At 57.4% G+C, this 22,156-nt stretch carries 13 protein-coding genes, 2 tRNA genes, 1 rRNA gene and 1 other annotated feature; of the genes, 15 read left to right on the top strand and 1 reads right to left on the bottom strand.

Annotation, left to right across the window (positions count from 1 at the left end; all coding sequences use genetic code 11):
• The 15 genes from AC0YNU_RS30855 to asd all read left to right on the top strand — a co-directional run.
• A 23S ribosomal RNA gene (locus tag AC0YNU_RS30855) occupies positions 1-105 on the top strand; the annotation flags it as partial.
• A 170-nt stretch (positions 106-275) separates the two neighbouring features.
• A tRNA-His gene (locus AC0YNU_RS30860) sits at positions 276-351 on the top strand.
• 23 nt (positions 352-374) lie between these two features.
• A tRNA-Gly gene (locus tag AC0YNU_RS30865) sits at positions 375-449 on the top strand.
• A 166-nt stretch (positions 450-615) separates the two neighbouring features.
• Positions 616-2,238, top strand: a complete 1,623-nt coding sequence (locus AC0YNU_RS30870) for a response regulator transcription factor (RefSeq protein ID WP_475763515.1) — start codon at positions 616-618, stop codon at positions 2,236-2,238.
• 59 nt (positions 2,239-2,297) lie between these two features.
• Positions 2,298-4,088 (top strand): cache domain-containing sensor histidine kinase, encoded by a 1,791-nt coding sequence (locus tag AC0YNU_RS30875; RefSeq protein ID WP_475763517.1) that lies wholly within the window; start codon positions 2,298-2,300, stop codon positions 4,086-4,088.
• Positions 4,089-4,114: 26 nt separating this feature from the next.
• Positions 4,115-5,449: an ABC transporter substrate-binding protein gene (locus AC0YNU_RS30880; protein ID WP_475763519.1), complete on the top strand. Its 1,335-nt coding sequence runs from the start codon at positions 4,115-4,117 to the stop codon at positions 5,447-5,449.
• Positions 5,450-5,556: 107 nt separating this feature from the next.
• Positions 5,557-6,447, top strand: coding sequence for a helix-turn-helix transcriptional regulator (locus AC0YNU_RS30885; RefSeq protein WP_475763521.1), 891 nt, complete (start codon positions 5,557-5,559; stop codon positions 6,445-6,447).
• 34 nt (positions 6,448-6,481) lie between these two features.
• Positions 6,482-7,117 carry a D-sedoheptulose-7-phosphate isomerase gene (locus AC0YNU_RS30890; protein ID WP_475763523.1) on the top strand — a complete coding sequence of 212 codons (636 nt, stop codon included), beginning with the start codon at positions 6,482-6,484 and terminating at the stop codon, positions 7,115-7,117.
• Entirely contained in the window at positions 7,114-8,109 is a 996-nt protein-coding gene (locus AC0YNU_RS30895) for an ROK family protein (RefSeq protein ID WP_475763525.1), read from the top strand. The genes AC0YNU_RS30890 and AC0YNU_RS30895 overlap by 4 nt, the downstream gene beginning before the upstream one ends.
• Complete coding sequence (locus AC0YNU_RS30900) at positions 8,106-10,592, top strand: alpha-mannosidase (RefSeq protein ID WP_475763527.1); 2,487 nt, start codon at positions 8,106-8,108, stop codon at positions 10,590-10,592. The genes AC0YNU_RS30895 and AC0YNU_RS30900 overlap by 4 nt, the downstream gene beginning before the upstream one ends.
• 290 nt (positions 10,593-10,882) lie before the next feature.
• On the top strand, positions 10,883-12,229 hold the full coding sequence (locus AC0YNU_RS30905; RefSeq protein ID WP_475763529.1) for an ABC transporter substrate-binding protein: 1,347 nt from the start codon (positions 10,883-10,885) through the stop codon (positions 12,227-12,229).
• 59 nt (positions 12,230-12,288) lie between these two features.
• On the top strand, positions 12,289-13,173 hold the full coding sequence (locus AC0YNU_RS30910; protein ID WP_475763531.1) for a carbohydrate ABC transporter permease: 885 nt from the start codon (positions 12,289-12,291) through the stop codon (positions 13,171-13,173).
• Positions 13,174-13,185: 12 nt separating this feature from the next.
• On the top strand, positions 13,186-14,022 hold the full coding sequence (locus AC0YNU_RS30915; RefSeq protein ID WP_475763533.1) for a carbohydrate ABC transporter permease: 837 nt from the start codon (positions 13,186-13,188) through the stop codon (positions 14,020-14,022).
• A 311-nt stretch (positions 14,023-14,333) separates the two neighbouring features.
• Positions 14,334-17,321 (top strand): alpha-mannosidase, encoded by a 2,988-nt coding sequence (locus AC0YNU_RS30920; RefSeq protein WP_475763535.1) that lies wholly within the window; start codon positions 14,334-14,336, stop codon positions 17,319-17,321.
• A gap of 88 nt (positions 17,322-17,409) precedes the next feature.
• Positions 17,410-17,668 (top strand) — a binding site (T-box leader).
• 137 nt (positions 17,669-17,805) lie between these two features.
• Positions 17,806-18,891 carry an aspartate-semialdehyde dehydrogenase gene (gene asd / locus AC0YNU_RS30925; protein WP_475763537.1) on the top strand — a complete coding sequence of 362 codons (1,086 nt, stop codon included), beginning with the start codon at positions 17,806-17,808 and terminating at the stop codon, positions 18,889-18,891.
• Between the two features lie 107 nt (positions 18,892-18,998).
• On the opposite strand, the gene AC0YNU_RS30930 is transcribed toward asd, so the two are convergent.
• On the bottom strand, positions 18,999-21,914 hold the full coding sequence (locus AC0YNU_RS30930; protein WP_475763539.1) for a family 78 glycoside hydrolase catalytic domain: 2,916 nt from the start codon (positions 21,912-21,914) through the stop codon (positions 18,999-19,001).
• Positions 21,915-22,156: the final 242 nt, after the last annotated feature.

Genomic DNA, 22,156 nt, shown 5'->3' on the forward strand with positions numbered 1-22,156 from the left:
CCCAGTATGTAAGACCCCTTGAAGACGACGAGGTTGATAGGTTCGAGGTGGAAGCGCGGCAACGTGTGGAGCTGACGAATACTAATCGGTCGAGGGCTTATCCTAACCGCTTTACGGAGTGAAAACTTCTAAAGCATCGGTAATGTCAGCTAAGTAAAACCTTTCGCAAAGGTTCGTATCCAGTTTTCAGAGTGTAATGTTTCATGCAGGTTGGCGGGTACCCTTGTAAAAATACTTTTCCAACTGTCGATATTGCATCTCTACATAGGATTGTGGCGGTCGTGGCGAAGGGGTTAACGCACCGGTTTGTGGATCCGGCATTCGTGGGTTCAAGTCCCATCGGTCGCCCCATTGATTCCTATGCGCATTATTATGCGGAAGTGGCTCAGCGGTAGAGCATCGCCTTGCCAAGGCGAGGGTCGCGGGTTCGATTCCCGTCTTCCGCTCCACTAACAATCACGTCTTTATTTGCGTCATGCGCAGATAAAGGCGTTTTTTTGTGTTATTCTGTCAGAAAAACGCGTTACGGCTGAAGATTTTTTAAATGGCATCATGTATGATTACATCAAGATTGGCAACATCAAGGAGTCACGTGACTGAGTTGGGGGAATCAACATGTACTCATTATTAATCGTGGACGACGAGAAATGGGTCCGGCGGGGATTGCGTTTAACGATCGATTGGGAAGCGGAAGGCATCGAGGTGCTGGGCGAAGCGCGGGACGGCGAGGAAGCGCTGCGGATGATCGAAGAACGAACGCCGGATTTCATTATTTCCGATATCAAGATGCCGCGCATGGACGGACTTGCCCTCCTGGAAGCGGTGAAGGAACGCAGGCTGCCGACGAAAATGATCATGATCAGCGGCTATAGCGACTTCAGCTACGCTCAGAAAGCGTTGAAATGCGGGGCTGTCGACTATGTGCTGAAGCCGATCGAAGAGACGCAAATATTAGGCGTCGTTCGTAAATGCGTGGATGAGCTTAAGCAAGAGCAGGACAATCACCGGCATTTGGAGCAAATAACAGGCTGTATAAGGGAAAGCCTTCCGCTCGCAAGACAGCGCTTTCTTGAGGAGCTGCTGCTTGGAGAGAACGGCTTCGCGCGCAGTCGGGATACTACGCGGGAAGCCTTGGACATTCGGCTGAATCCGGATCGCCTTCAGGTGTTGGCCGTTCAAGTCTACGGATGGGGAGCGAATGCGGATGATCTCGGCAGCCGCTCGCTGCTTCGTTATGCATTAGGCAATATGGCAGAAGAAATCGGGGCGCTCGCCGGGGAAATCATGGCTTGCCCGCTTGATGAGCGCGAGGAAGCCGATCTAGCTATCCTGTTGTCTCCTGCAGCGAATCCTGGTCATGCCATTGCGGATGCGATGAATGCGCTCATGAAGTCGGCGTATCACTATTTGAATATGAGCATTACGATTGGCGTAAGCCGGGAAAGGATGATGAGCGACCTGCCAGCCTCCTTCCGGGAGGCGGTCGGTGCATGTGCCTATGCCTTCTATGAAGGGTATGGGAAGGTGTATGAGGCATCCCGCCGGTCAGTGGCAGGGCTGCCCAGCCTGCATTCAGGTCAGACAGGGCCTCCGGGCTGGGACAGCAGGCTCGTTCATGCCATCAAGTTGAACAAAGAATCGATGGTCAACGATTTGGCGGAAGAGCTGTTCCACCACGTTCGGTCGTCGGCTGCCAAGTACGCTCCGCTTGCGCTTCGAAAAGGGCTGGAGAGTCTGCTGCTGGAAGTCGAGCAAAAGCTGGAAGCCGGTTATCAGTCCGGGAAGGCTGCCGATAACGACAATCCTGGCATTCAAATTCGTCTCCGGCTTCCTTGGTGCAGCGTCGATGAGCTGCAGACCGAGCTTCCGGCGTTGTTCCAGCAGCTGCTCCAGGTGACGGGTACGCTGGGGAACCGCAAAAGAGTGATCGAACTGGCGCTGGATTATTTGGAAACGCATGCCGCGGATGCCATTACGATGAACGGGGTCGCCGAGCATTTTTATTTGAACCCTTCGTATTTCAGCAAGCTCTTCCATGAGGAGACCGGCGAAACGTTCAGCAAGTGTCTGGCACGGCTTCGAATCGATAGAGCCAAGGTCTTATTGAAGGATACGAAGCTGAAGATCTATGAAGTCGCGGAGAAAGTCGGCTACCAGGATTTCCGCCATTTCACCAAGGTGTTCAAGGAGCAGGAGGGAATAACGCCCGGGCAGTATCGAGACGTGGGCATTTCTTAATTACCGCAACCACTGCACGGCAAATGCTGCTATTACCGCATTCGGGGGGAGAAGGGGCATTGAACCTTCATACGTATTTTCATTGGCGGTCCATCGGCTTCAAGCTATTTATTCTGTTTTTTGTCAGCATGTCCGTATCAATTACGGCTGTTGGCTATCTGTCCTACACGAAGGCGAACGGCATTATCCGCGACAACGTATCGCAGATTGCTTTGCAAACGGTTACACAAACGAACAAGCGGCTGGAGCTTATGCTGAACGAATATGCGAGTCGGTCCGATTTGATTTTCGGGGACAAAAAGATTCAGAAAGGCATGCTCGGCGAATTTCAGGACAGCTACGACCAAACGTCGACGATGCAGCAGATCTGGAGCTTCCTGTCCAATATGGTGAACGCGAAGAACGATACGCTCAATATTTTCATTCTGGGAGAGAAGCACGCGTCTTATCGGTACCGCAATACGATCAATCCGTTCGCTGAGCTGCCGCCGGCCAGTCAAGAGCAGCAGGAGCAGGAATGGTACAAGGCTATCAAGGCGGCGGACGGCAAAATCGTCTGGTATGGCATTCGCCCTTCCTTGCTTCCGGCCTCTTATGCGGGGCAAAGCTTGGACGAACCTGTCTTCTGCATAGGACGAGCGATTAAGGACTTGGACGGCAAAGGCTCCATTATCGGCGTACTGGTCATGGAATTCGATCCGGCGGGCATCCGGCAGCTGCTGTCGGAAGTGGATTTTCATGCGGGGGGCAGCATGATGATCGTGGACAGCGGGAACCGGGTCGTAGCGGATTCGGATGGAAGCCGTATTATGGCGCCTTCCGGCATTCAACTTCCGGACTCCCAGAGCGGAACGCTCTATAATGAGCTTCAAGGCGAGAAGATGATTACCGTCTTCGACGAGAGCGCCGTTAACGACTGGAAGCTGGTTGGAATGGCGCCGCTCAAGAAGCTGGAGGGCGATTCCAGCCAGATCGGCGTCTATACGCTCCTGCTGGTCGCGGGGTTCACGCTGATCTCGATCGTGCTGGCGCTCGTCGCCGCTAGGCAGATGCATCGTCCGGTCATTACGCTGCTTCGTTCGATGCGCAAAGCCAGCGACGGGGACTTCGACGTGCGAATCACGACGGCCCGCCGGGATGAATTCGGGGCGCTTTTCTCCACGTTCAATGTCATGGTCGCGCGAATCAAGCAGCTGATCGACGAGCTGTACATTCAGAAGCTGATCAAGACCGAAATGCAGCTGAAGATGATGGGCTCTCAGATCAACGCGCATTTTCTGTACAACACGCTCGATTCCATCCATTGGATTTCGCGCATTTATAAGGTCGACGAGATCAGCACGATGATCTTCGGCCTGTCGCGCTACCTGCGGCTTAGCTTGAACGAGGGCAAGGAATTCGTAACCATTCAGGAATGCGTCGATTTGCTCGAGAGCTATTTGTCCATTCAACAGATTCGCTACGAGGACAAGTTCACGGTTCAGATGTCGACGGACCCCGGGTTGTTGGAGCGGCGGGCGCTCAAATTCGTCTTTCAGCCGCTCGTCGAGAACGCGATTTATCATGGACTCGAGAGTAAGCTGGGCGAAGGACGCCTCGATATTAAGTGGCACAGCAGAGAAGGCTTGCTGATCTTCGAGGTGAAGGACGACGGCGTCGGCATTCCGGCGGACAAGCTGGCGGAACTGCATGACATGCTCGGCAGCGAGGAGCTGCAGGTCGAACGCAATTTCGCGCTTAAGAATATAAACAGTCAGATCAAGCTGACGTACGGCAAAGAATACGGGCTGCACATCGAAAGCGAAGTAGGCGCAGGCACGACAGTGAAATTGACCATCCCATTGCGATGAAGCCAGCTGGAATAGGAGATGCGGCAATGAATGAACGCAAGGTTTTAACTGCAGCGGCCGGCTTCGCTGCGATTCTGTTGTTGTCCGGCTGCGATTCAGCACAGCCGAATGCGGCGAACGCGGTGACGGATTCGGGATCGTCAGCGGATAAGCAGGTGACGATCGATTTTTGGTATCCATGGGGAGATGCGTATCCGAGCGAGTTCAAGAAGAACGTCGTTGACGTCTTCGAACGGGAGCACCCGAATATTAAGGTCAACATGACGTTCGTGGAGAATACGGGCAGTACGCAAGCATCGGACAAGCTGTTGACGGCCATCGCCGGAGGTACTCCGCCGGACGTGGCGTTGTTCGACCGTTTTCTGGTCGGCTCTTGGGCGGCCCGAGGCTATCTGGAGGATTTATCCTCGTACGTCGGAACGTCAGGCATCCTTCCTTCCGATTATTACGCGCCGGCGTGGAAGGAGGTCGTCTACGATGGCAAGGTTTACGGCCTGCCGTGGCGGGTAGATGACCGTGCCATGTATTACAACAAGACCTTAATGAAAGCAGCCGGACTCGATCCTGACCGTCCGCCAAAGACGCTGGACGAGCTTGACCGTATGGCCGAAAAAATGTTCCGCCAGAACGATGCCGGGCAATACGAGCAGGTCGGCTTCGTTCCTTGGATGAACCAGGCGTTCTTCTATGTCAACGCATGGAATATGGGCGGCAGCCTGCAGGACGCCGGAGGCGAGCTGACGCCGAACGAGCCGATCAACGTCACGGCGTTGGAATGGATGGCCAGCTACGCCAAGAAGTACGACGTCGCCAAATTGACCAGCTTCGCGGAAGGGCTGGGACAAACGGGCATCAATTTGTTTTGGACCAACAAGGTCGGTTTTGTCTATGACGGCAATTGGATTCTCGATGATCTCGCTGCCGTCAAGCCGAACTTCGAATGGGGCGTTGCACCGATGCCGTCAGCCGAAGGCAAACCGCAGATAACATGGGCGGGAGGCTGGTCGTATGTCATGCCTAAAGGCGCGCAGCATGCGAAGGAAGCGTGGGAATTCATCCGCTTCGTGGCGCATAAGGAAGGCACGCTGCTGTGGGCTCGGCGGCAAAATGCCGGGAACGATATCACGGCGATGCCTGCCGTTAATGACGAGCTGAAGCTGGCAGATAATCCGCGGCTGAAAATCTTTCTCGACATGATGCCGAATGCGTATACGCGGCCGGTCACGCCGGTCGGCTCCCTGCTCTGGAACGAAACGCAGCGCATCCAGGAGCTGGTCATTCACGGCAAGGGAGAACCGAAGCGGCTGCTGGACGAGCTGAAGAAGAACGTGGATGAGGAAATCAAGAAGCTTGAGGAGTAGGAAGGTTGGCATAATTTTATAAAGGATTCTTTCTTTTTGGCAGACGGGGGCGATGAACATTGCACTATAATTACAATCATGAACCGGAGCGTCGGGAGGAAGACGGCATGCGGGAAAACGCTGTTGCGTATGCGATTCCGCTGCGTCTGCTGCAGCGGCTGATGCTGCATCCGATCCGCATCGGAGCGCTGAGCATCGTCCTGCTGGACGCGGTGTCGGCGGAGCACGAACAAGATTGGGTGCATCCGCCTCACCGGCATCCCTGGTATGAATTCAATTACGTGTCGCGAGGCGGATTGTACACGACATCGGCCGGCGAGGAATTCCGGATCGAGGCGGGCCAGTCATACTTGATCCCTCCTGGAGCCGTCCATGCGCATCGGCATCGGCCCGGAGAGTCGGATGACGGCTTCTGCCTCCGTTGGCAGATCATGCGGGAGGACGGCCAGCCGGCGGACGGAATGAGCGAGGAAGCGGAGTTTATCCGCTGCTTCTCCCAGGTACGTTCCTACGCGTTGAAAGCGGAGACGGCCGCGCCGCTGTTAGCGTTTCGGACGGATATGAGCCTGCTGTCGCTGGAGACGGCCTTCGCGGGCTGGATGACGGGATTGTTCGAGGATTGGCGAGTCCGGGCAGCGGTGCTTCCGGCGCAGGCGCAGGACCATGCGGACGTGATCGTCCGGCAGACGCTGCTTTTCCTGCAGGCTTACTATGCGGCCGAGCTCCGCGTGCAGGATATCGCGAACGCGCTGCATGTCAGCTATCGCACGCTTGCGAGGCTGTTCCGGCAGCAGACGGGGCTGACGGTCGTGGAGAAGCTGAACGACATTCGGATCCAGCAGGCAAAGAAGCTGTTGATCGAGACCGACCTGCCGATGAAGCAGATCGCGCTTGCGGTGGGCTTGAAGAACGAGTTTTATTTTTCGAATTTATTCAGTCGGGTTGCAATGACGACGCCGTCGGATTTTCGCGGCCTGCATAAGGTGCCGCAGGTGTAGGCAAGCAGGCAGTCTATGGAGAGGAGCTTTCGAGATGCATCGAATCGTGCAAGCCATGATCAATAAGTACCCGGAGCTGGACGCATGCGCACAGGACACGGAGCTTGCCTGCGGGCTGCTCATTGACGCTTACCGGAACGGCGGCAAGGCGCTTGTCTGCGGCAACGGCGGAAGCGCAGCGGACAGCGAGCATATCGTAGGCGAGCTGATGAAGGGCTTTATGTCGAAGCGGCCGGTACCGGACGCATTCAGGGCGAAGCTTGGGGAACTGTTCCCGGCGGACGGCGGCTCGATCGCCGATCGGCTGCAGGGAGCGCTGCCCGCGATTTCGCTCGTCAGCCATGCTGCGCTGATGACCGCGTTCATGAATGACGTCTCCGCGGAAACGGTGTTCGCCCAGCAGGTGTACGGCTACGGCCGGGAAGGCGATGTATTGATTGGTCTCAGCACCTCCGGCAATTCAATGAACGTCGTCCGAGCCATACAGGTGGCGAAGGCGCTGGGCGTCAGGACGATCGGACTGACAGGACGTGACGGCGGCCGCATGAAAGAGCTGTGCGACGTGACGATCCGCGTGCCGCATGACAGCACTCCGGACATCCAGGAGCGGCATCTGCCGATCTACCATGCATGCTGCATGGTCGTGGAGGAGGCGTTCTTCGGGACATGAGCATGAAGCTGCTGGCGGGTATCGATATCGGAGGAACGAAATGCGCCGCAAGCCTGGGCGTGCTGGACGGCGTGGGCGGCATTCGCATCATCGGCAAAACACGCATCGCCACGCCGGCCAGCCCCGAAGCCGCGATTGCGCAAGTAATGGAAGCGCTTAACGTAGAACTGGAGAGGCATCCGGAGGGTGAGCTTGCCGCCATCGGCATCAGCTGCGGCGGTCCGCTGGACAGCCGGCGAGGGCTCATCCTGTCGCCGCCGAACCTGCCGGGCTGGGACGCGGTCGATATTATTACGCCATTCGAGGAGCGGTACGGCGTCCCGGCGGCGCTGCAGAACGATGCCAACGCTTGCGCGCTGGCGGAATGGAAATGGGGCGCCGGGCGGGGCTGCCGCAACATGATTTTCCTGACCTTCGGCACGGGCATGGGAGCCGGCCTCATTTTGAATGGCGCACTTTATGCCGGGACAAATGACATGGCCGGCGAGGTTGGTCATATGAGACTGGAGCCTGACGGTCCGGTCGGCTACGGCAAGGCCGGCTCCTTCGAGGGCTTCTGCAGCGGGGGCGGCATCGCGCAGCTCGCGCGGGGCATCGTCGCGCAGCGGATCGAAATGGGCGAGGCGCCGGACTTCTGCGGCACGGCCGAGGAGCTGTCCGCGCTGAGCGCCGAGACCGTCGGCCGGGCCGCGGAGCAGGGAGACGCGCTCGCGCAGGAGATCTATCGGCTCTCGGCACGGAAGCTCGGACGCGCATTAGCTGTGCTCGTGGACGTATTGAATCCCGAGCGCATCGTCATCGGCAGCATCTACGGCAGGCAGAAGCCGATCATGGAGCCGGTCGTGCTGGAGGAGCTTCGCCGGGAGGCGCTGCCGTTATCCGTATCGGTATGCGAAGTCATGCAAGCGGGACTGGGCGAGGGAATCGGCGATTATGCCAGCTTGTCGGTCGCCTTGAATTATCTGATCGAGAGAGGGGATGTCAGCATATGACGAAGCAAGCAAGCATTCATCTTATTGGCAATGCGCATTTGGACCCTGTATGGTTGTGGCAATGGCAGGAGGGTTATGCGGAGATCAAGGCTACGTTCCGTTCCGCGCTGGACCGCTTGAAGGAATACCCGGATTTCGTATTTACTCGTTCCTGCGCGGCGTACTATGCCTGGATCGAAGAGAACGCGCCGGACATGTTCGAGGAGATTAAGGCGCGTATAGCCGAAGGCCGCTGGGTCATCGTCGGCGGCTGGTGGATTCAGCCGGACTGCAATCTGCCCTCGGGCGAATCCTTTGCCCGGCACAGCCTGTACGGACAGCGGTATTTTCAGGAGAGGTTCGGCGTCATGGCGAAGGTCGGCTATAATGTCGATTCTTTCGGTCATAACGGCATGCTTCCTCAACTTCTGAAGAAGAGCGGCATGGATTATTACGTGTTCATGCGGCCCGAGAAGCATGAGAAAGAGCTTGATCGCAATTTATTCTGGTGGGAATCCGAAGACGGCAGCCGCGTTCTAGCCTTCCGCTTGTCGGATAATTACTCGAGCAGCTGGGGAACGCCGTTCGCGGAGAAAGTACGCAAGCACGGAGAAATGGCAGACGCGGACGGCCATTCGCATATGTCCTTCTACGGGGTCGGCAACCACGGCGGCGGTCCGACGATCGGTAATTTGGAGGCGATCGCGGAGATGCAGGCTGAGTTCGGGAAGGAACGCATCGTGATCAGCACCCCGAATCGCTATTTTGCCGAAATCGAGGCTGCTAAGCCGGAGCTGCCGGTCCTGAAGGACGAGCTGCAAATGCATGCGGTCGGCTGCTACTCCACGCACTCGGAGTCCAAGGAGAACAACCGCCGGGCGGAGCACCGTCTGCTCGCGGCTGAGAAATTCTCGTCGGCAGCGAATGTGCTTCTTGGCCTCTCCTATCCGCAGGAGCAGCTGAAGACGGCATGGGAGAATGTAATGTTCAATCAATTCCACGATATCATGGGCGGCTGCAGCATTCGGGAAGCGTTCCAGGACGCGCGCGAGTCGTACGGCGAAGCGCTCCATCTCGGGGCCAAGGCGCTTAACGCGGCGACCCAGCGAATCTCGTGGTCGATCGATACGATGAAGCCGGAAGTCAAGACGCTCAGCAAGGACAAGAACTGGCTGTCCTGGGAGCAGGGCGACCTCGGCACGCCGTTCGTCGTGTTCAATCCGCTGTCTTGGGAAGTCGAGGTGCCGGTCCATGCGAACCGCAAGATGACGGGCGTCGAAGACGACCGGGGAAGCGCAGTGCCGTTCCAAACCGTCCGCGCGTCGCGCACGAACGGACAGGACAATTGGGATACGCTGTTCCTGGCCAAGGTGCCGGCAATGGGCTACCGCGTGTACTGGTGCTACTTGAGCACGGAGCCTGCTCCGGTAGCGACGATCGAGTCGCCGGCAACGGCAGAAGGAAACGTGCTGGAAAATGCGTTCGTCCGGGTGGAATTCGAGCGGCATACCGGAGCCATAGCGCGTCTGCTCGATAAGCGGACGAACACGGAAGTGCTTGGCGGACCGGGGGCGGTGCCGGTCGTTATCGACGAGCATCACAGCGATACGTGGGGTCACGGACTGCACAGCTACCGCGACTTGATCGGTTACTTCGCGGATGCCGAGGTAAAGGTGCTCGAGAACGGCCCGCTGCGCGCGACGATTCGCGTCACGAGCCGCTATAACGGCTCAACGCTGCGCCAGGACTTCACGCTTCTTTCGAATTCCGGGGACGTGCAGGTGAAGGCGCAGCTGGATTGGCGGGAGAAGCACAAGATGCTGAAGCTGTCGTTCCCGGTCGCGGTGGAGCAGCCGGAGTCGTTCTCGGAAATTCCATACGGCTTCATTCAGCGCGAGGTGAACGGCAAGGAAGTGCCTGGCCAGCAATGGATCGACGTGGCCGGCAAGGCGCCGGGCATGGAAGGCCGAAGGGGCTTGGCGATTCTGAACAACGGCAAGTACGCTTACGACGTAATGGGCAGCGAAGCAAGGATGACAGTCGTGCGCAGCCCAATCTATGCCGATCATTACGGCGAGCGCGACGATCAGGTGGAGTATATGGATCAGGGGCTTCAAGAGTTCGCTTATGCGCTTGTGCCGCATGAAGGCGGCTGGCAGGATGCCGGCATCGTCCGTAAAGCCTATGAACTGAACGTGCCTCCTGTCGGTGTGTGGGAGACGTATCACGAAGGACCGCTTCCACAGCAGTTAGCAGGCATTCGGATTGCTTCGGCGCACATCGTATCCACCGTCTTCAAACGGGCCGAGGACGGCGATGGTTGGATATTGCGCTGTTACGAGACAGCGGGACGGCCGGCGGAATCGGCAATCGAAGTACCGATGCTGAACCGTCGATGGTCCAGCTCATTCGGCAAATGCGAAATCAAAACGTTCCACATTCCGAGCGACGCCGATCTTCCGGTTCGCGAAGTCAATCTGGTCGAATTCGAAACGGCCGAGTAAGACTGCCAGAAGGGCAGACGCAGAGCCGCGGATCGGAAGCGCCGCTTTGGCAGGCGGCTGCGCGGAACGCTATGCAATCGCACAAACAATTTCATGATATCACGCGATCCCCTTATTCGGCTGAATGCCGGATGAGGGGATTTTTGCATGTTCGGACCCTTCCTTGAACTGCAAGCGAACAAACAAAATTAGCACACAAAAAACAAAACTCCCCTCGTGGGAAGCGTTTCCAAGTACACGTACAATTAACCTTGTAAGCAACTATAACGAAAAAGGCAGGGGAAGCATTCATGGCACGTAAGAAACGCCATCTCATGGCATCCGCGGTCGCGCTGACATGCGCGGCTTCATTGGTCCTTACTGGCTGCGGTTCGTCCAACGACGGAGCAGCGGGTACGTCCAGCAATGCAGGCGCATCGAACTCGGGGGATTCTTCCGGCAAGATCACCAAGATTACATTCTGGCATCCATTCGGCGGCGCGACAGAGAAAGCGGCCATGGACAAAAGCGTCCAGATGTTCAACGACACGCACAAGGACATCCAGGTCAAGGCTGAATTCATCGGCGGCAGCGGCTCCGGCAACGGCATTACCGACAAGCTGACCGTGGCGATCAACGGCGGCAATCCGCCGGACGTCGTCGTGTTCGACAGGTTCATGGTCCAGCAATGGGCGAGCCAAGGGCTGTTCGAGGAGCTGACCGAGAACGCGCAGGCAAGCGGAGTCACGAAGGATCAATTCTACGATTTCTCCTGGCAGGAAGCATCGATGGGCGACAAGCTGTACGCGCTGCCGTTTACGACCGACGACCGGGCGCTCTTCTACAACAAGAAGCTGTTCAAGGAAGCGGGCCTCGATCCGGAGAAGCCGCCGACCACGATCGAAGAGCTTGACCAATATGCGGAGAAGCTGACCAAGAAGAACGGCAGCCGCTACGATACGCTCGGCTTTATTCCATGGATGGGCCAAGGCGGCGTGCTGACGTGGGGCTGGGCGTTCGGAGGCAAATACCAGGATCCCGCGACGGGCAAAATCACGGCGAACGATCCGGCCAACGTCAAGGCGCTGGAGTGGGAAGCAGGCTATGCGAAGAAATACGACGCGCAGGCGGTCAATGATTTCGCAACGGCAGTCGGCGGCGATATTAATCCGTTCGCGGCGGGCAAAATCGGCATGATCGTCGGCGGATCTTGGGAAATCGGCCAATACAAGGATCTGAAGGACTTCGACTACGGCGTAGCTCCGCTGCCGTCCCTATCGGGCACGGATCCGACGACGTGGGCGGGCGGCTGGTCGTTCATCGTGCCGAAGGGCGCGAAGAACAAGGATGCGGCTTTCGAATTCGCCAAATTCATGACGATGGAGGATGGCGCGAAGAATTACGCGGATATGAGCGGCTGGTTCGTCTGCAAAATGGACTTGAACGAGCAGCTGTCATGGGTTCAAAGCGAACCGAAGTATAAAACGTTCATCGACATGTTCCCGACGGCTTACGCGCGTCCGATCATCACGAAGGGACAATTCTTCTTCGATCAGCTGAACGCGGCGCAGGACAAGGCGCTCCACGGCAAAGGGGAAGCCCAGGCGCTCCTTGACGAAGTGACGAACAAGACCAACGCCGAGCTGGAGAAAAAATAGCACGTGCCGGGCGGAGATGAAAATCCCCGCCCTTCTACAATTAAGGAGTTGGAGAGGACATGATCAAAACGATACGCCGGGAAAAATACGGCTGGCTGTTCGCCATGCCCTGGCTGCTGGGCATCGCGATCTTTTATTTCTACCCGCTGTTGTCGTCGTTCTATTATAGCTTCACCGAGTTCAACGGCTTCAACGTCAGCAAGTTCGTCGGCTTCGCCAATTACCAGGAGCTGCTGCATGACGAGCTGTTCTGGGTGTCCGTCAAAAACACGTTCATTTATGCGGCAATGGCCGTGCCGATCGGTCTCGTGCTCGGCCTGTTCTTGTCCGTGATGCTGAATATGAAAATCAAGGGACAGGGCATCTACCGCGTCATTTTCTTCATTCCGACCTTGTTTCCGATCGTGGCGAGCGGCGTGCTCTGGCAGTGGCTGCTGAATTCGCAGTTCGGGCTCGTCAATTACGTGCTCTACGAGCTGCATCTTCCGCAGCCGCCTTGGTTCGGCAGCGAATTATGGGCGAAGCCCTCGATCGTGTTCATCGCGCAGTGGTGCGTCGGCTCCGGTATCCTCGTCTTTCTCGCAGGCCTGCAGGACATTCCGAATGATTATTACGAAGCGGCGACGATCGACGGGAGCGGGCCGTACCGCAAATTCCGTTACATCACGCTGCCGCTCATGTCGCCGGTCATTCTGTATTCCGTAATCATGGCGATGATCGGAGCGCTGCAGCAATTCGTCCTGCCGTTCATCGTCTCCGGCGGCACCGGAGGTCCCGCCAACTCGACGCTGTTTTATAACATGCAGCTCTACAAAAACGCATTCGCCTTGTTCCAGATGGGTCAGGCCAACGCGATGGCTTGGATGATGTTCGCGGCCGTCATGGCGTTGACGATTTTCTTGAACTGGACCTCGAAACGCTGGGTCCACTACATGGGCGAATAGGAAGGTGCGGCAATGAATCGAATCCAACAACAGCGCGTGACGAATTCCGGCGTCCATCTCATATTGCTCTTGTTCAGCTTGTTCTTCCTTATCCCGATCTTCATTCTCGTGTCCACGTCGCTCAAGACCCAGGCGGAGACCATGATCTTCCCGATTACGCTGCTGCCGGAGCATTGGAAGATCGGCAATTACGCCGACGTGTTTACCTTGATACCGTTCGGACGGTACTTTTTCAATACGACGTACATCTCCGCAATGAACATTATCGGCGTCCTGTTCAGCTGCCCGCTGGCCGCGTATGCGCTTGCCCGGCTGCAGTGGCGGGGCAGGGAATTCATCTTCTACGTCACGCTTGGCGTCATGATGATTCCATATGCCTCGACGATGGTGCCGGTTTACATGATTTTCACCAAATTGCATATGATCGGCTCTTACTGGCCGCTGATCCTTCCCGCTTTCCTGGGGTCGCCGTTCTTCATCTTCCTGCTGCGGCAGTTTTTCAAGGGCATGCCGAGGGATCTCGAGGATGCGGCCCGGGTGGACGGCTGCAATGAGCTGGACATCTATGCGAGGATCTTCCTTCCGCTGACGAAGCCGGCCTTGTTGACGATCATGATCTTCCAACTGATCAATTCGTGGAACGACTTCATGGGCCCGCTGATCTACTTGCAGGAATCCAGCAAGTACACGCTGCAGATCGGTCTGCAGCAGTTCAAGTTCTCGCACGGAACCGACTGGCCGTCGCTCATGGCGGCTTCGGTGCTGATCTCGATGCCGATCATCGTGCTGTTCTTTTTTGCGCAGAAGCGGTTTATGGAGGGGATTACGTTTACCGGGATCAAAGGGTGAAAGTGGGAAGAAGCATGGTCTCCGGTCGGTATGGGTTTCCGCTCGCTGTTGTGGCCTGATTTCTTTGAATTTATTTTATGAGGGAAAATCCGTCCACAAAGGCGACCGCTGGCGCTGCTTCAACTCCATACCGCCCTCCGACCACTTTGCTCTCGCTCACTTTTTAGGGGGACAGGTTTAGGAAGGCAACTTATCATTCGCCTTCCTTGGCGTTTACAAGATGAAGTGATGATCAGCCGACTTCAACCTGATGGGCCAGGTTGAAGTCATGCTTATTTTAGAGCGAAAACCTACAATCGAGGTGACCCTGCATGAACACGATTCTTGTCCTGCTGGAGAAGCTGAAACGCCACCTGCCCCGTGAATACGGGCTCGGCCAGCTTCCTGGGGAAGCGGCGAAGACCTACTGGCTGGCGCGTATCACCGCTCAAGCCGAATATGCCGCGCAGTTATCCAAGGTGGATGGAGGTCAATATGACGCCGTCATTGAGGCCGCGCTTGTTTATTTGACAGGTGTCCTGCGGGAGGAGGGGGCCGTTACGAAGAGCACCGTGCTCGAAGCCGAGCGGATGCTGGCGCCGCTCGCGGCGGCAGCCAAACGGTATAAAGCGATCTGCGTCGCCCACGCCCACATCGACATGAACTGGGAATGGGGCTGGGACGAGACAGTGGCGGTCACGCTAGATACGTTTCGAACCATGTTGACCCTTATGAACGAGTACCCTGCCTTCACGTTCTCGCAGTCGCAGGCAGCGATTTATCGCATCGTCGAGCAGTATGACCGCGGCATGCTGGAGGAGATCAAGCAGCGCGTCCGGGAAGGACGCTGGGAAGTCACGGCCTCCACGTGGGTCGAGGCGGATAAGAACATGCCAAGCGGCGAAAGCCATGTTCGTCAGGTTTTGTATGCGAAGAAGTATTTGTCCGGTTTATTTGGGCTCGATCCGGACCTGCTTAGCTTGGACTTCGAGCCGGATACGTTCGGCCATAGCGTGCATGTACCCGAGATTCTCGCGGCTGCGGGCGTGAAATATTACTATCATTGCCGAGGCTACAACGAGCGGTCGCTATTCCGGTGGGCAGCGCCTTCGGGTCGGTCCGTAATCGTCTATCGGGAGCCGATGTGGTACAACGACAACATCGAGCCGTTCTTCGCGGCGTTTCTGCCGGAATTTTGCCGGGATCACGGGACGGATACATTCCTGAAGGTATACGGCGTCGGCGACCACGGCGGCGGGCCGACCCGGAGGGATATCGAGCGTATTCGCGATATGAGCGGCTGGCCGATCTATCCGCAGCTGTCGTTCGGCACCTATGCGGAGTTCTATGCCGAAATGGAGCGGGTTGCGGACAGGCTGCCCGAGGTCCGCGGCGAGTTGAATTTCGTTGCGCCCGGCTGCAATACGTCGCAGACCCGGATCAAGACGGCCAATCGCGTCGCGGAGAACGCGCTGAACGAAGCGGAGCTGTTCGGCGGTTTGGCCGGCAGCATCACCGGCCGGCCGTACCCGGGCGAGGATTTCGAGCAGGCGTGGCGCGAGGTGCTCTTCGCCCAATTCCACGATATCTTGCCAGGCTCCGGCGTTACGGAGACGAGGGAGCATGCGCTCGGCAAATTCCAAGAAGTAATGGCGATGACGAACACGAGGCGGAAAATGGCGCTGCAGGCGCTGGCGGCGACGATCGATACATCTACGCTCGCAATCCCATCCGGCGAGGAGAGCACGGACATAGTATCGAACTCAGAACAAGCGGATGCGGATGCGGAATCCATCTCGGAGGGAGCAGGAGCCGGCTGGGGATCGGAGTCCTTCCGCGTCACGCAGAACGAGACGGGCAAGGGTTATGAGCGAATCATGCATCTCTTCAATCCGTCACTGCATGCGCGGGAGGAAGTCGTCGAGCTGACGCTGTGGGACTGGACGGGCGATCTGCGGAGGCTGATCGTCAAGGATGCCGCGGGGGACGTCATCCCGCACCAGGTGCTGGATTTCGAGCAGGTAAAATATTGGTGGCATTATTATACCCGTGTCCTCGTCCGCGTCTCCGTCCCCGCATGCGGCTACCAGACTGTCGTTCTCTCGGAAAGCAAGGACTTCGCGGCCGAGCCCGTCGTCTCCAACCTGCCGCGGACATCGGAGCATGAGTACGGCTTCGCGCTCGAGAACGAACGGCTGAAGGTCGTCTTCGATACCGTGAACGGAAGCATCGTCTCGTTGTTGGATAAAGCGACGGGCGAGGAGATGGTCGATCCGCGCCGCCCGGCAGGGATCTTCCGTTTCATCGAGGAGGAGATCGGAGGCGGCAGCGCATGGGACGTCGGACGTTACAGCTCGGTTCGGAACGTCGATGGCAAAGTACGCATCGCCATGCCGCATGCTGCGCCAGGCAGGCCGCTTGACAAGATGCATAACCGAATCGTAGTAACGGGCATTGAACGCGGCGCGAGCCCCGTCCGGCAGTCGCTTGTCATCGAAGCGGCATTCGGCTCTTCGCGCCTGAAGGCCGTCATTTCGCTCGACAGGGGATGCGATGCACTGCAGTACGAAATCGAATGCGATTGGCGCGAGACCGGCTCCTCCTCCGAACGACGGGTGCCGCAGCTGAACTTCAGCATGCCGCTCGGCTATGGCTGCCAGGCTTACAAATACGACGTTCCCGCAGGCACGCTCGTGCGCAGGGACATGGATATGGACGTTCCGGCAAACAGCTGGGCGCTTGCCGTGCGCAGACAGCTGGACGAGCGTGAAGGATCACATTCCGGCAGCGGCAGCAGGGCGGTCATGATCATGACGCGAAACAAATACGGCTTCCGCGGTACGGACGACTCGCTCTCGCTTTCGCTTATCCGGGGTTCATTCGATCCCGATCCTCTTCCGGAGGCGGGAAGGATCAAATGCAGTTTCGCGGTTGCCGTCGTAGACGCCGCCGACTCCAATCGGGCGCTGATCGAGCGAGCCTACGACTATAACCATCCGTTTAGCGTGCTTCCGGGCACGGTGCATGCTGGTGAGCGTCCTGCATCGGGCAGCTTCATGGAATGGCTGGCAGGCAGTGCGGCAGTGTCAGCGGTGAAATGGTCGGAGGACGGACGGCGGCTGATCATCCGCGTCTACGAGACGGAGGGCCGGGCAGACCGCGTTCGCTGCCGACTGCCGAAAGCGGCCGTCTCGGCCCGATATGCCGACGCCAACGAGCGCGAGCTTGACGGCTGCGCCGTCATCGCCGTAGAGGGAGAAGTGCTGGCCTTCGACGTCGCCCCGTTCGGCTTGACGACCGTAAGCGTGGATTTGGGGTAACGAATGAGGAACGTTCGCGCAGTGTCTTCCCATTCTCAAAATTTTTGTTTACCTGACGAAAGATTTTTGTTACTATTATCGCAATATTTCAAATGCGATGATGAGACGAGTAAATAAATGAACGCTTCACAGAGAGCTCCGTCAGCTGCGAAGGAGCAAGCGTAGTTTATTGAACAAAGACTCAGAGCCACACATCGGAACCCGGTCGGGGGATGGAGTGTCAGGAGCTCCTGTTACAGAGCTAGAGTATAAGCATTACAGCGTAATGCCGTACTCGAAGAGGCTGATATGGCGACATATGAGCGAATTTGGGGTGGTACCACGAGTATAATAATCTCGTCCTCAAGACTGACAATAGTCTTGGGGGTGGGATTTTTTTTGTACGCGGGAAAGCCGATATAAAGTGGACAAATGGATCACCAATTCAAATGAATTGCATAGTAATTTAGAAGATGATGAAACCGTGAAGGGAATGGAATAATCGATGACGGCAAAATTGAAGGTTGGTATCGTAGGCGGAACGGGCATGGTAGGTCAACGGTTCGTTCAACTGTTGGAGAATCATCCGTGGTTCGAAGTAACGGCCATTGCGGCAAGCGCCGGTTCGGCCGGCAAGACATACGAGGAATCCGTGCGAAACAGATGGAAGCTGTCCGGCCCTATTCCGGAAGGGGTCAAAGGTATTATCGTGCAGGATGCTTCGAAGGTGGAAGAAGTCGCGGGACCGGTCGATTTTATTTTCTGCGCGGTCGATATGAAGAAAGCCGAGATTCAAGCGCTGGAAGAGGCTTACGCCAAGACGGGCACGCCCGTCGTGTCCAACAACTCGGCTCATCGCTGGACGCCGGACGTCCCGATGGTCATTCCGGAAATCAATGACGGGCACTTGGAAGTCATTGCCGCTCAACGGAAACGGCTAGGTACGGAGACCGGCTTTATCGCCGTGAAGCCGAACTGTTCCATTCAGAGCTATGTGCCGGCATTGCACGCATTGCTGGACTTCAAGCCTACTCAAGTGGTGGCATCGACGTATCAGGCGATCTCCGGAGCAGGCAAAAACTTCGGCGACTGGCCGGAAATGCTGGACAACGTGATTCCGTATATCGGTGGCGAGGAAGAAAAAAGCGAGCAGGAGCCGCTCCGCATCTGGGGCAGCGTCGAGAACGACCAAATCGTGAAAGCGAGCGCGCCGCTCATTACGACGCAGTGCATTCGGGTGCCTGTATTGGATGGCCACTTGGCTACCGTGTTCGTCTCGTTCGAGAATAAGCCTTCGAAGGAAGAAATTCTCGCGCGCTGGCAGCAATTCAAAGGTCGTCCGCAGGAGCTTGAGCTGCCGAGCGCGCCGAAACAGTTCATCACGTACTTCGAAGAAGAGAATCGGCCGCAAACGAAGCTGGACCGCGACATTGAAGGCGGCATGGGCGTATCGGCAGGCCGCTTGCGCGAGGACTCCCTGTTCGATTATAAATTCGTCGGACTGTCGCATAATACGCTGCGCGGAGCGGCGGGCGGCGCCGTTCTGATCGCCGAGCTGCTGAAAGCGGAAGGCTACATTCAAGCGAAATAGAGGCTTCAAGCAAAAACGTTCCTACTTCTAGAAGTCAAAAGCAAAGAGCCCCGCGGCAGCCGCGGGGCTCTTTGCTGTCGATCCATACTGCGAAATGAAAGCTGCGATTATCCGACCGTAATGACTTCGGCTGCCAGTTCATAGCCTTCGGGTCCGGCAATGTCCAATTCGACCGATGCCGGAGCTACGATGCGCATCTTCATGCTCTTCGAGGCTTCATCGAGCTGCCAGGAGACATCGATGCGGCCGCTGCCCGGAAGAGGAACGGAGCCGCGCGCCCATGTCAGGCCTGCCGGCTGCGGCGTAATGGCGACCTTCGTCCAACCTGGCGTAACGCCGCGGATTCCGAGCACCTCGGAACCGAGGAAGAAGGCAGGGCCGGCCGACCAAGCATGGCAGTGACTGCGCGTCAGCATGTTCTCGTTGTGCGAGATATTGCTTGTCGGGTACACTTCCCATACTGTCGTGGCGCCCTTATCCACCATCGCGCCATATCCTGTCAGCATGTCTTGCGTCATGACTTCGTGCAAGCCAAGCTTCGCCAGCGCTTCATGATAGAAGAACGACATGAACGGGCTGCCGATTTGGACGAACGATGCCGGCGGTTTCACGATATAGCGTTTCAGCGTCTCGGCACGTTCGGCGTCTGGAATGCCGCAGAGGCTTGCGACGACCTGGGTCTGCATGCTGAGCGTGGACGAAGGACTTCCGTCTACATGAATGCAGTCGATATAAGCTTGACGCTGCTGATCCCATAGATGGGCGTTGATTGCCACGCGAAGGCGGTCCGCCGCATCCTCGAACCGGGCTTGTTCAGCCGCGTCCTCGGCTGCTGCCGCAAGCAGTGCCGCGTCGCGCAGCGCCTTCACGAGGAACATGTTCTGTGGCGAGACGACGCCGTCTTCCGGCTGCTCGAACGCCGCCCAATCGAGCAGGTTCCAGCCTTTGATTTTCAACAGGCCGCGCTCGTCGATCTTCTCGAGGTAATGCTCCAGCGTGAAGCGGACATGCGGCCATAACTCGCGAGCGAACGCGGCGTTGCCGGTATACTCGTAATGCTCCAGGCAGGCCGTCACCCAGAAGAACGTCCAGTTCGGAATGGCGCTGCTCCAGCCGCTCGGAACCTGATCGCCGTAGAGCGGCGTTTGGAAGGCCGACTCCGGTACGAGACGCAGTATGCGCTCGACGATCTCGGTCGAGCCGAACGCGTAATAGTTGATAAGCGATGCGTTGCGCGCGTCCCCGACCCAGAAGGTCTGCTCGTAGGCAGGGCAGTCTACGAACGTATCTTCCATGCACATCCGCGTCGTGTCCCGGCTGATGCGCCAAATTTCGTTCAGCATCGCATCGCTGGATTGGAAGGTACCCGCGTTGGATACCGGGAAATTGCTCTGCAGCAGCTTGACGTCGAACAGCTTCACCGGCCTGGATGCCCCGCGGACGGTCACCGCCATGTAGCGCAGGCCGCGGCGGACGAGCGACGTATACGACTGTCTGCCTTCCCGGCAGGTATAGCGCAGCGTGTTGTCCAGCTCATAGGTATATTGACGCCAGCCGTCGCGCATAAATTCAAAGCCGTAGAAGTCGACGACCGTGCCTTCGCCGGCATCGAGCTCAAAGGCGATATAACCCGTCAATTCACGGCCGAAATCGATTAGAATCTCCGTATCCAGCTCCGGGTGAAGCGGGATGATGCCTGGGTCGGCGCTCGCCAGAACGGCGCGCTGCAAGGAAGCCGGCATCGGCTGAGGCTGATCGATGACGCGCCATGCGGTTTGGCTGTAAACATCTGAAGTGTGATACAGCTGCGGATCGATCTCCCTTACCAAGTCCCGGTACTCGTCCAAGAGCTGCTGCTGCGTGGCGACTTGCTTCAACGCCATGTACGCGGCAGGTTCCCGGTTGATCGTTTGCTCCGGCTGATGGTCGATATGCTCTGCCGAGCCGAAAGGACCGATAACGGCGAAAGGAACCGTTGCTTCTGTCTTCGCATGCGAGGCTGTACTGTTGTCTGTCTCGAGCGGCGAACGGACTTCGAACGGCACGTCGCTATGCAAGCCCAAATGGTAGGCATGTCCATGGGAGCCTCTGTTGAGATCGAGCAGCATCAAATGCTCGCCGGCTGCGAGACGTACTTGAACGAACTGCTGCGGCGCTTCGCCGTAGTAGTCCGATTCCGCGCTCCACTTGCCGCCAAGGCTGACGCGAAGCGGAATGCGGCCGTTGTCGACGCTGCCGATCGTGAGCACGCCTTCTTTCGCCATCGTAACGACTGCGGCGAGCAAGCCGACGAACGAGATGGGATTCGCGTGGTTGACGCTCTCCGGAACCAACAAGGTGCGCACATCGAACGCCGCGCTCCAAGTGACCGGCTTCACGAAGTTCATTTCCTCCACGCGCGCGGGGTAGATCGGTTCTTCGGTCAAGTACGGAATCGGCCGCCGCGAAATCGTCGTCCATGGCGCCATGCCTGCCGTGCCGATCACTTCGGCATTTGCCCAGGCAGATGCGTCAAAACCGGCCGTCTTCCAGCCTTCGTCCCAGCCGCGGCCGTCGAAGCGTTCCGTGAATGCGAGCTGGCAGGAAATGCGCTGCGAGGTTGCGTCGTACGCGCTATGCGGCGCGGTCTGCCAAGAAGCATCCGTCGTAAGCAGTGTCTCCGTGCCGCCGGCATCGCAGCGATCCACTTGGAGCAGCAAGCCGCCGCGTCCGCGCAAATATTGAAAGGTTGCCAATCCGTAGTGCAGGACGATGACCGCGATCGTGTTGGCTGCGCAGCTGTTCAAAAGATGGCCGATCTCATATTCGTCATAAGGCAGGTTCGTAGGGAAGGCTCGTACCGGTCCTCGCCCGACCTGCGTTCCATTCACGTATAGGACATAGCGGGAATCCGCGGTGAGCTTGAGCTTCGTTTCGGCGCCGGCCTTTCCTTCGTCCTCGTAATGAAACGTTTTACGGAAACAACGCCATTCGTTGCGCGGGCTGGCTTCGCCTTGCGCCCAAATCCAAGATGCTTGCCACATTGTATAGTTCCTCCTTGAAATCGTGTTCATAGCTCCATTGTAAGGGAGAAGAGACGTTTGAATAGGGTGCGATTCAGACGTGAATGACGGCCGATACTGACTTGCAAACGACTGCAATTTCAGTCAAGCGGCAACTGCAACACCCATGCGGACAATACGTGTCAGAAAGGGCTGTTTTGCCGCCATAATGAATGAGCAGGGCAGGAGACCGCTGAATTCGGCCTGCCATTCGGTTGAGAACG

The sequence above is a fragment of the Paenibacillus sp. J31P316 genome, from assembly GCF_056269105.1.